General features: G+C 44.0%; 9 protein-coding genes, 2 tRNA genes and 1 rRNA gene. 3 read left to right on the forward strand and 9 right to left on the reverse strand.

The window, feature by feature from the left end; genetic code table 11:
• Positions 1-20: 20 nt before the first annotated feature.
• The 3 genes from R7P74_RS12285 to phoB are packed head-to-tail and all read right to left on the reverse strand — an operon-like array spanning position 21 to position 3,008.
• The gene (locus R7P74_RS12285) at positions 21-980 is read right to left on the reverse strand and encodes a PstS family phosphate ABC transporter substrate-binding protein (RefSeq protein ID WP_085569938.1); all 960 of its coding nucleotides are present in this window, start codon (positions 978-980) and stop codon (positions 21-23) included.
• Positions 980-2,278 carry a phosphate regulon sensor histidine kinase PhoR gene (gene phoR / locus R7P74_RS12290; RefSeq protein WP_225474212.1) on the reverse strand — a complete coding sequence of 433 codons (1,299 nt, stop codon included), beginning with the start codon at positions 2,276-2,278 and terminating at the stop codon, positions 980-982. Before phoR ends, R7P74_RS12285 begins: the two co-directional genes overlap by 1 nt.
• A gap of 40 nt (positions 2,279-2,318) precedes the next feature.
• Entirely contained in the window at positions 2,319-3,008 is a 690-nt protein-coding gene (gene phoB / locus R7P74_RS12295) for a phosphate regulon transcriptional regulator PhoB (RefSeq protein ID WP_005381752.1), read from the reverse strand.
• Positions 3,009-3,232: 224 nt separating this feature from the next.
• Here phoB and rdgC point away from each other — a divergent pair, with 224 nt between their 5' ends.
• The 3 genes from rdgC (at position 3,233) to R7P74_RS12310 (ending at position 5,970) form a co-directional block, all read left to right on the forward strand.
• Positions 3,233-4,147, forward strand: a complete 915-nt coding sequence (rdgC, locus tag R7P74_RS12300) for a recombination-associated protein RdgC (RefSeq protein ID WP_225474213.1) — start codon at positions 3,233-3,235, stop codon at positions 4,145-4,147.
• Between the two features lie 165 nt (positions 4,148-4,312).
• Positions 4,313-5,713: a prephenate-dependent tRNA uridine(34) hydroxylase TrhP gene (trhP, locus tag R7P74_RS12305; protein ID WP_154204828.1), complete on the forward strand. Its 1,401-nt coding sequence runs from the start codon at positions 4,313-4,315 to the stop codon at positions 5,711-5,713.
• Between the two features lie 2 nt (positions 5,714-5,715).
• Positions 5,716-5,970, forward strand: a complete 255-nt coding sequence (locus tag R7P74_RS12310) for a YfhL family 4Fe-4S dicluster ferredoxin (protein WP_005381763.1) — start codon at positions 5,716-5,718, stop codon at positions 5,968-5,970.
• A 42-nt stretch (positions 5,971-6,012) separates the two neighbouring features.
• Here the strand turns inward: R7P74_RS12310 and R7P74_RS12315 are convergent, their stop codons facing one another.
• From R7P74_RS12315 to rrf, 6 genes are all read right to left on the reverse strand, one after another.
• Positions 6,013-6,321 (reverse strand): hypothetical protein, encoded by a 309-nt coding sequence (locus R7P74_RS12315; RefSeq protein ID WP_005381765.1) that lies wholly within the window; start codon positions 6,319-6,321, stop codon positions 6,013-6,015.
• Positions 6,322-6,644: 323 nt separating this feature from the next.
• Entirely contained in the window at positions 6,645-7,481 is an 837-nt protein-coding gene (mepA, locus tag R7P74_RS12320) for a penicillin-insensitive murein endopeptidase (RefSeq protein WP_017633932.1), read from the reverse strand.
• A gap of 12 nt (positions 7,482-7,493) precedes the next feature.
• Positions 7,494-7,826: a DUF1904 domain-containing protein gene (locus tag R7P74_RS12325; RefSeq protein WP_225474214.1), complete on the reverse strand. Its 333-nt coding sequence runs from the start codon at positions 7,824-7,826 to the stop codon at positions 7,494-7,496.
• A 446-nt stretch (positions 7,827-8,272) separates the two neighbouring features.
• Positions 8,273-8,349, reverse strand: a tRNA-Trp gene (locus R7P74_RS12330).
• A gap of 35 nt (positions 8,350-8,384) precedes the next feature.
• Positions 8,385-8,461: transfer RNA gene (locus tag R7P74_RS12335), tRNA-Asp, on the reverse strand.
• Between the two features lie 77 nt (positions 8,462-8,538).
• A 5S ribosomal RNA gene (gene rrf / locus R7P74_RS12340) occupies positions 8,539-8,647 on the reverse strand; the annotation flags it as partial.

Here is an 8,647-nt window from a genome sequence, read left to right on the forward strand (position 1 = left end):
TACCTAAATAAAAAGTCGGCTTACAGGCCGACTTTTTTTAACTCTTCTTCTGCAAAGTCTGCCGTAATGGGCACATAACCATCTTTCTCAACCAACGCTTGTCCCTGAGCAGAAAAGATAAAGCGAATAAACTCAGCTTCAATTGGTGTTAATGGGTAATCAGGGTGCTTATTCACGTAAACATATAAGTAACGTGATAGTGGGTACTTACCACTAACAATATGTTCTCGCGTTGGAGTCACGTAGTCATTTCCCATTTTAGCCACAGGGACTAAGCGCACGCCTGCCACTCGATAACCAACACCGGAATAACCAATTCCACTGATGGTTGACGCTACAGCTTGCACAACTGACGCGGAGCCTGGCTGCTCGTTAACTCGAGTCTTGAAATCGCCGCCACACAAGGCATTACTTTTGAAGTAACCATAAGTTCCAGAAACGGAGTTACGACCAAACAACTGTACGTTTCGCTTTGCCCACTGTGATTCAAGACCGAGTTGCTGCCAGTTTGTTACAAATTGACTTTCGCCACAGCGTAGCGTGGCGGAAAACAAAGCATCTAATTGACTAAAGTTAAGACCTTGAATTGGATTATCTTGATGAACAAAAATACCGATTGCATCGATGGCTACCCTAAGCGCCGTTGGCTTGTAGCCATGTTCACGTTCAAACGCTTCAATCTCTCTTAAACGCATAGGGCGACTCATGGGACCAAACTGAGCTGTTTGTTCGGTCAATGCTGGAGGGGCAGTAGAAGAGCCAGACGCTTGGACTTGCGCATTAATATTCGGGTAAATGGATTTAAACTCTTCAACCCAAAGCGTTGTCATACCCGCAAGTGTATCGGAGCCAACAGAGAGCAAGTTCCCGACAATCCCCGTCGTTTTATGATAACTCGGCAATGGTTTATCTTGAGCGGCAGCCATAAAAGAACAAACAAGCGCGAATAAACTGAATGTTTTTGCCAATCGTAAAGCCATTATTTCACCACCAAACGCTCAGGCAATACGAAAGAAAACTTACTGCCCACACCTACTTCACTGTGAATTTCTAAATGAGAGTCATGGTGACTCAGCGCGTGTTTTACAATGGCTAGCCCTAAACCACTTCCTCCAGTATCACGTGATCTTGCTTTATCCACTCGATAAAAACGCTCAGTAAGTCGATGGAGGTGCTGAGGTTCAATACCATCACCACTATCTTCCACCTCTAAGCATGCGCCTTGAGAGGTCTGGAACCAACGAACATTAATGTTCGCACCAGGCGGTGTGTATTTGACGGCATTATAAACGAGGTTAGAGATAGCACTACGTAACTGGTCATCATCGCCCAGCACGCGTAGGCTAGCATCAACATCAAATTTCAATTTATGTTGGTTGTCCCCACTAAGGCTAACCGCCTCTTTTTCTAACACTTCAAGCATCGCGGGCACATTCACGACTTCCTCAAGCTCATGCATAGGTGCCGCTTCAATTTTAGATAGTGTCAGTAGTTGGTTCACCAAACTGTTCATGCGGTTAAGCTGCTCCGTCATGACACCATGAGCTTTGCTCCACATTGGACCCACGACCATATCAGGGTCTTCAGTCATCTCCAAATAACCTTGTAGCACCGTCATTGGTGTACGCAGTTCATGAGATACGTTGGCAAAGAAGTTGCGACGCATTCCCTCAAGTTGTTTTAATTGGCTCACATCACGCACTACCATCAAGTGCTCACCCTCGGTATACGGTACGATACGCAATTCCAGCATGCGTTCGGCGTTGAGTGGTGAACGCATTTCTAATGGCTCTGAGAAGTCTTTCTTGTTGAGGTACTTGATAAAATCAGGTGTACGAATGAGATTGGAGATAGGTTGACCTGAATCTTCTGGCCAATGGAAGCCCAGTAAGTGCTGAGCCAGCTTGTTGCACCAAACAATATTTCCTTCAGCACGGAATACCACTACCGCATCGGGTAGCGATTCTGCACCATTTCGGAATCGACGAATAAGATTAGTAAGTTCTTTTCGTTTGCGGCGTTGGCGCTGTTGTAAGCGATACAACCCATTGAACAAAGATTCCCAGTTACCGCTACCTGACGGTGGCGTGAGACGTTTTTCATCCCATAACCAAGAAGATAAACGTACTTGGTTATGCAAATGCCACACAAGCTGCAATGCCGTAGCAGCCAAAAGCAACCACGGCATATAACCGAATATCCAACCTACTATCACCCATGGGGTGTAAAAAAAAGCCAGCTCCCAAGCCAGCTTTTTCCACGTTAATCTTTCAACCACTCATAACTCCAGAAATGGTACCGATAAGCTGCGTGTTAATTTATGCCTTCGTCGAGAAGCGGTATCCAGCACCACGAACAGTTTGGATCAGCTTATCATGCCCTGCAGCTTCCAATGCTTTACGCAGGCGGCGAATGTGAACATCGACCGTACGGTCTTCGACATACACGTTAGTGCCCCAAACATTGTTTAATAGCTGCTCACGGCTGTATACGCGTTCTTGATGCGTCATGAAAAAATGAAGCATCTTAAATTCTGTTGGACCCATGTCTAATGGCGCATCATTAGCCGTAACACGGTGCGATACAGGGTCAAGCTTCAATCCCTGTACATCAATTACATCTTCTAGTGCAGTAGGGGTAACGCGACGAATCACCGCTTTTAGGCGTGCAACCAACTCTTTAGGAGAGAATGGCTTAGTAATGTAGTCATCCGCACCGACTTCTAAACCGCGCACTTTATCTTCTTCTTCACCACGAGCGGTAAGCATCACAACTGGAATGTTGCGCGTTAATTCCTCTCGCTTCATATGTTTGATGAAGTTAATGCCACTACCGCCTGGTAACATCCAATCCAGTAAAACTAAATCAGGGAAGGGTTCAGCCAGTTTGGTTACTGCAGTATCATAATCTTCCGCTTCTACCGCTTGGTAACCTTTCTGCTCAAGTACGAAGCACAGCATTTCGCGAATAGGAGCTTCGTCTTCAACAACCAGAATCCTTCTAGACATAATTGAGTAACCTTATGTTCGTTGAGCTAATGAATTTAAGAGACAAAGCGCCTCTCTATGCATAAGCATTATCACTACCAATTATGACACTTTTGTGACCTTTGAAAACAAATTTTCATATAACTTTCTTTTGAGGTTCATTCGGATATTTTTCATTTCTATTAAGACATCAGCACAAAAATTCCCTATGATTAGTCCCTTGTCATCAAGCCTAGAGAAGATTTATGTGGTTTAAAAACTGTCTGGTATACCGCGTTAACCGCGAGGTTACTTTTAACGCCGAACAACTAGAAACTCAGCTGTCTGAATTCCGATTCACCCCGTGTGGCAGTCAAGACAAACAGAAATTTGGCTGGGTCAGTGCAATGGGTAGACATGGCGATATGATGACTCACGTGTCAGAAAACCGCATTCTGATTTGCGCCAAGAAAGAAGAGAAAATGCTACCTGCCTCTGTGATCAAAGAATCATTGAATGCAAAAGTAGAAGCAATGGAAGCGCAAGAAGGTCGTCCTCTGAAGAAGAAAGAGAAAGACAACCTGAAAGATGACATCGTAATGGATTTACTGCCGCGCGCATTCAGCCGCAGCAGCCACACTCACGTGCTCATCATGCCAAAAGAAGGTTTTATCCTTGTTGATGCAAGCAGCTATAAAAAAGCAGAAGATGTATTAGCATTGCTTCGTAAAACCATGGGTAGTTTACCTGTTGTTCCTGCTATTCCAGAAGTGGCGATTGAAACTACGCTAACCGAGTGGGTGAAAAGCGGTGACACACCTCAAGGTATCAGCATGATGGACGAAGCTGAGCTAAAATCCGTACTTGAAGAAGGTGGTGTGATTCGCTGTAAGAAGCAAGAGCTAACCACTGATGAAATCCGCAACCACATCGCTGCGGATAAAGTCGTGACGAAACTTGCGCTTAATTGGCAAGATCGTATTGAGTTCATTATGACGGAAGATGCAGGCATCAAACGTCTAAAATTCTCTGAGGAATTGAAAGATCAAAACGATGATATTCCACGTGAAGATCAAGCAGCTCGATTTGATGCAGACTTCTCTCTAATGTGTGGAGAGTTCAGTGCTTTCCTTCCCAACCTATACGATGCGCTAGGCGGCTTACCGAATCCTAACGCATAATATTGTATAAAGGTTAACCATAACGCCCTCACTTTTTTTGAGGGCGTTTTTCTATCTGAAGCACAATTACCCTAGTCACAGTTCACATTTTGACGTAAAATTTGCGCCCCATTTCCATTAGGTGGAATTGGCCTGACTTGTGATCAGATAAAAGAGAATTGAGCAATGACAACTGAGAAAGCATTCGTGCCTGAGCTACTATCTCCAGCGGGCAGCCTGAAAAACATGCGTTACGCATTCGCCTACGGGGCAGATGCAGTTTACGCTGGCCAACCTCGCTACAGCCTTCGCGTACGTAACAACGAGTTTAACCACGAGAACCTAAAAATCGGTATCGATGAAGCCCACGCCCTAGGCAAAAAGCTTTATGTGGTATGTAACATTCAACCACACAACTCGAAGCTAAAAACGTTCATCCGTGATCTTAAGCCAATCGTAGAGATGGGTCCTGACGCATTGATCATGTCAGATCCAGGCCTAATTATGATGGTTCGTGAAGCTTTCCCAGAAATGCCAATTCACCTTTCTGTACAAGCGAACGCTGTAAACTGGGCGACCGTTAAGTTCTGGGCAGCGAATGGCGTGGAACGTGTGATCGTTTCTCGCGAGCTATCTCTAGAAGAAATCGAAGAAATTCGTGAGCATTGCCCTGAAACTGAACTTGAAGTATTCGTTCACGGTGCATTATGCATGGCTTATTCTGGTCGTTGCCTACTTTCTGGCTATATCAACAAACGTGACCCTAACCAAGGCACTTGCACTAACGCATGCCGCTGGGAATACAAAGTTGAAGAGGGTAAAGAAAACGACACTGGTGACATCGTAGAGAAATTCGACCCGACTGAAGCACAGCCTGTCGAAGTACAAGACGAGCGCCCTGAAACCACAATTGGTCGCGGTAAACCAACAGATGAAGTCGTTCTACTTTCTGAAGCACACCGTCCAGAAGAAAAAATGGCAGCTTACGAAGACGAGCATGGTACTTACATCATGAACTCTAAAGACCTACGAGCGGTTCAGCACGTTGAACGCTTAACTAAGATGGGTGTTCACTCATTGAAAATTGAAGGTCGTACTAAATCGTTCTACTACTGCGCACGTACCGCTCAAGTTTATCGTAAAGCAATTGATGATGCTGTAGCAGGTCGACCATTCGATGAAAGCCTAATGGGTACACTAGAAAGCCTAGCTCACCGTGGCTACACTGAAGGCTTCCTACGCCGTCATACACACGATACTTACCAAAACTACGATTACGGTTACTCAGTCTCTGATGCTCAACAGTTTGTTGGTGAATTCACTGGCAAACGTCGTGGTGACATGGCTGAAGTAGAAGTAAAAAATAAGTTTCTTGTCGGTGATAGCCTTGAACTAATGACGCCAAAAGGCAATATTGTTTTCACGCTAGAGGCAATGGAAAACCGCAAATCAGAGTCTATTGAAGACGCGAAAGGAAACGGTCACTTTGTATTCATTCCAGTACCAGCAGAGCTAGATTTAGAATATGGCCTATTAATGCGTAATCTAAACTCAGGGCAGGACACCCGTAACCCGACAGGTAAGTAACCATGGCCTTGCTCATTACTGATAAATGCATTAACTGCGACATGTGTGATCCCGAATGCCCCAATGGGGCAATCAGTATGGGAGAGAGCATTTTCGAAATTGATCCAGCGCTATGTACAGAGTGTAAGGGGCATTACGAAAAGCCGACCTGTCAGTCAGTGTGTCCAATTACAAAATGCATAATCACTGATCCGAACCATGTCGAAACTGAAGAGCAGTTGCTTGAAAAATTCGTGATTATTCAAGGGTTAGCATAAGAGCAATTAGGTTCAACTTTGACATCAAAGTTGAACCTTTTCTCAACCTGATTTTTCAATAGGGATAATATTGCAGAATAGCTCTTTTTCAAAATGATACTCTAGTCTCTCACGCCAATTCTCCGCTTGAGAAACAGGTATTAAATAAAAGTTTTCTCGGCTCGTATCAGTAACGAAAGCCATCCCATATTGCATCAGCTCATAATGCACATCATTAACAAAACCCGGATCAAGGCGTTGACGCCCAGTCAGGTGATTCACATCCTCTCGAGTCAAAGAGACTCCTTTAGTATCACTGCTAAATCTGTGTCTTAACCACTCTGCAAATTCTTTTGCACAAATCATAGTCATGGTTTTGTCCTTGATTTACTCTTCTAACAGGAAAAGGGCATATCCCTGCCTTACACACTTGTCTGCGTTGTTATCGCTTTTTAGCCAACTGACAGACATATTGCTAAGAAACCAGAGTATCGTGACGAAAGATCTTTTTCTAAACAGAGAAGTTACAACTTACCCATACTACAACTCTTTGTTTAATTTGGATTTCTATAATATGTCCCCAAAACTAATTGGGTTAGTTTTTGTATTGGTACTATTCAATGTAGACAAAAGTATGATGTTTCTCCAGTTTCATAAAAGAGATCACCAAGTACAGATAAACCTGAAGAGTAACACTAATTAGGATTGATAAGCGGCAAGCATTGAGGTGGAACGACTTTTTTTCGTTTGGGCTTAGAGGTTGTTTTTACCCGTGGAGGGGTATCAATAGGTTTTGCTTTCGGGGCCCAACTTGCAAGCTCAACACCGCAGCCATCGCCTACTGGAGGTGGAGCTTGATCAACACAATAGTCGCTCGAATCAGGACAAGATAACCTGACGTGAAAGTGGTAATGATGCCCCCACCATGGACGTACTTTACGTAACCAAGAACGATCTTTGCCGTTTTCTTGCAAGCAAAGTTGCTCCTTAATAACAGGATGTACAAAAATTCGTGCAACATCCTTACTTTTTGAAGCGTACCGAATTAGCTTAAAGTGCCGTTCTTCCCAGCGATGATTAAGTATGGAATAACCTTTTAAATCCACCACACTCATGGGCTTAGGAAGTTGTAATTCGTTATAAGAAAGCGGTTGGTCAGCAAGCCTTAACCAGATATCGATATCTAACCCGGTTTGATGACTAGAATGACCAGAGGAGAACCTTCCACCTCTAGGTAAAGACAAATCACCAATCAACAGAGTGGTGTTGAGATTTTGATGAGCTTTAAGCGCCAGATTTTCAATAAACTCTATCGTTTTAGGGTGCCCATAGTAGCGCTTCGTTTTACTACGTAAGACTTGATAACCAACGCCATCGAGAGGCAAGGGTAATGCACCATCTAAACAACCGTTAGCATAACTACCAATAGAGGAGGAAGAGTTTCGGGTAGGATTAACCGCAGACTCCCAAGGAGTAGAACATACTGAAGCTGAGAAACATAAACCCAAAGTTACAATGAAACTCAGCCTCATAGCCTTTAACCTTTAGTAGTGTTCGCCATTATCGTAATAAGCTTTAGGAGATAAGGCGGAAAAGATAACTGCAACATCAATATTGGCACCAGCGATACCGCGCACTTGTTGCGTAATAAGCTTGGCAACTTCATCTTGCACTTCCTGGCCACGGTCGAACCAAAGCACTTCGACAAAAGGATATGCAGCACTCACCTCACCCTCATTGAAAAACGTAGTGTAGATATACTCAAAAGTAAAATCCTCACGCGGACAGTCCATTAGAGGCTGAAGTTCATCCGTAAGGGGTTTTGATAATGCCTGAACAGCTTGTGGCTCTACAGCACGGAATCGAAAATGTGGCATAAACTTACTTCCTAATTATTAGCATTAATGCATGATGATAACAGGAACCAAGTCAGTAATCATCCAAGCCAATGTTACCACTGACCTTTCAATAGATTGTGAATCAGATGTGCTCGATAACGAAGAAAAAGTGTTATGAAATTCGAAGGTAAAACAGAAAGAGCAAAGCGATACATCAACATTTAGTAATTACATTATACATTACTAGAAAATAAAACTATCTGAAGCAAAGATATGCCATATTCGTTAGAAATAAAAGAGTCCCTGACCTAAGCCAGAGCTTATGAGCATGGGGGATAGGTGAAGTGGACCAATACCCCGGAGATATGAGCTTTCAATCCCCCGATACTTTGGTATCAGAGGAATCGACAACTCTTCCAACTAGTCAGCTTCTCTTTTCTTCAAATGCAAAAAAGCCCCAGCATTACTGCTGAGGCTTTAGAGTATGGCAGGGGTGGAGAGATTCGAACTCCCAACACGCGGATTTGGAATCCGCTGCTCTGCCAATTGGAGCTACACCCCTGTAATTCGTGTTTATTGAGACGACGCTCAAATAAGTGGCGGAGTGGACGGGACTCGAACCCGCGACCCCCGGCGTGACAGGCCGGTATTCTAACCAACTGAACTACCACTCCGCAGTGGTATCACTCGCTTTAATAAGCAAGTGTCCGCTTTTGTCTTCACTTTTCGAAAAAGTGAAAATAAAACTAAAGCCTGGCGATGTCCTACTCTCACATGGGGAAACCCCACACTACCATCGGCGCTATTTCGTTTCACTTCTGAGTTCGGCATGGAAATCAGGTGGGTCCAAAACGCTATGG

This window comes from Vibrio sp. 2033, assembly GCF_033339735.1.

Coding starts and splice junctions, on each gene's coding strand:
- R7P74_RS12310 (WP_005381763.1), top strand. CDS start 5,716: ATGGCCTTGCTCATTACTGATAAATGCATTAACTGCGACATGTGTGAT.
- R7P74_RS12325 (WP_225474214.1), bottom strand. CDS start 7,826: ATGCCACATTTTCGATTCCGTGCTGTAGAGCCACAAGCTGTTCAGGCA.
- mepA (WP_017633932.1), bottom strand. CDS start 7,481: ATGAGGCTGAGTTTCATTGTAACTTTGGGTTTATGTTTCTCAGCTTCA.
- phoB (WP_005381752.1), bottom strand. CDS start 3,008: ATGTCTAGAAGGATTCTGGTTGTTGAAGACGAAGCTCCTATTCGCGAA.
- rdgC (WP_225474213.1), top strand. CDS start 3,233: ATGTGGTTTAAAAACTGTCTGGTATACCGCGTTAACCGCGAGGTTACT.
- trhP (WP_154204828.1), top strand. CDS start 4,313: ATGACAACTGAGAAAGCATTCGTGCCTGAGCTACTATCTCCAGCGGGC.
- R7P74_RS12315 (WP_005381765.1), bottom strand. CDS start 6,321: ATGACTATGATTTGTGCAAAAGAATTTGCAGAGTGGTTAAGACACAGA.
- R7P74_RS12285 (WP_085569938.1), bottom strand. CDS start 980: ATGGCTTTACGATTGGCAAAAACATTCAGTTTATTCGCGCTTGTTTGT.